This is a genomic window from Staphylococcus sp. EG-SA-2, from assembly GCF_017152085.1.
The window spans coordinates 1-1,536 of record NZ_JACYHC010000748.1 but is presented as its reverse complement, the minus strand read 5'-3'; the positions used below and the strand labels follow the sequence as shown (position 1 = coordinate 1,536).

Annotated in this window: 2 protein-coding genes; both read right to left on the bottom strand. The window is 32.5% G+C overall.

Annotation, left to right across the window (positions count from 1 at the left end):
- Nucleotides 1-1,131: FtsK/SpoIIIE N-terminal domain-containing protein (locus IDG60_RS13625; protein ID WP_206160796.1), on the bottom strand; the 1,131-nt coding region annotated here is incomplete at its 3' end.
- 21 nt (nucleotides 1,132-1,152) lie between these two features.
- Nucleotides 1,153-1,536 (bottom strand): type VII secretion protein EssB/YukC (locus IDG60_RS13620; RefSeq protein ID WP_274611443.1); only part of this gene is annotated, 384 nt, incomplete at its 5' end.

Sequence of the window (1,536 nt, the reverse complement as noted above, 5' to 3'; positions counted from 1 at the left end):
TTCATCACGACGTTGGTTAAATTCTTCTTCTTGGTAATCTAATTTGAATGACTTTTCTACATTCGCAATACCTAACTTATAATGTAAGAAATCGTGATGATGCGATGTTTTTTCATATATTCTTGGTGCTTTCGTTTCAACGATATCTTTAATTTCAGCAACCGTTGGATAATGGTAATTCAAACTAAAACGTTGTGCTTTAATCGCTTTATTAATTTCTTTAGATTTATTATCCAAATAAGCTTTGTAATCTTTCTCTCGTTTTTCAACATCTTTGTTATACTTTTTCTTTTCAGAGAAATACGTTGTAATACCAAATACTATCGTTACTGTACTCATACCAATCATCATTAAAATATAAATACCAATTGGTCTCACTAAAAAGATGACAACAGTTAAAGCAATCATTACTAATGGCGGTATAATGGAACGCCATATCACTGTATTGTTCTTCTGTATTGGCTGTGGCGGTCTTTCAATCTTAATATCATCGGTCGGTTCACGGTGAATAATCCTTGGCGAACGATGGTACGTATTGTAATCATCTGCCTGTGCATGTGGCATCTCTTGTGTTAAGCGAATTAATGACGATGCCACTGTATTCTGACTCAATACATTTAAACCATCAGCTTGTACTTCGAGCCATATCCCTTCAACATAAATATGATCACCAATGTAAGCTTTGTTTGTTAATTGCTCTTGTAGTTCATAGTTAATATACACATCTGTATTTTTATCGTGCACAATGCGTACGTATTGTGATTCTTGTATTGATTGAAAATCTTTAATAATGATGGCATTCATCAAGCTTTGAATAACCATATCATCATACGCATTTGGCCCAATTGTCATCGTATCTTGAATTGAAGGATACGCAAATGATGCATAATCAGCTTCTGTATAAAGCTGTAATGTAATGTCATCAAGGTCACCTTTTCTAACAAGCACCTTATTAATAGAAGTATGATTCGCTTGCCAAGTACCTTGATTATTTTGTTCTAAATGAATGACTTCGCCTAACGATTTCAACGTAATATCTGCACGCTCGTCTTCGCTAATAGTATATGTCTTACCATCTCGCAAATTGAGCATCTTCAATTGTTTGTTATATTTTATAATCAATTTATGCATTGTCTTTGCCTCAGTCCTATACTATTTTTTTCTTTCAGCTTCTTGGCGTTTTTCTTTATCTTTTTGTGCTTGTTCTTTTTGTTTCTTTTCGTTCTCTTCTTGTTGCTTTAATTTCTCATCTTTCGCTTTTGCTTTCTCTTCTTCAGATTTCGCTTTTTCATCTTTAACTTGTTTTTCTTTGTCTAAAATATCTTGCAATTTATCGTTATACTTTTTCGTTTCTTCAGAACGTTTATCATTCGATAAATCTCCGTTATTTTTAATCTCATTTAATTTATTAATCAACGCTAACTTTGTAATATCGTTATCATCTAAATAAGTGGCAATATTAATCGCTTCATCAAGATGTCCTTGTCCTAATTCCATCCAATATAATAAGTAGTCTTTGTTTGAATTTGGTGTCAC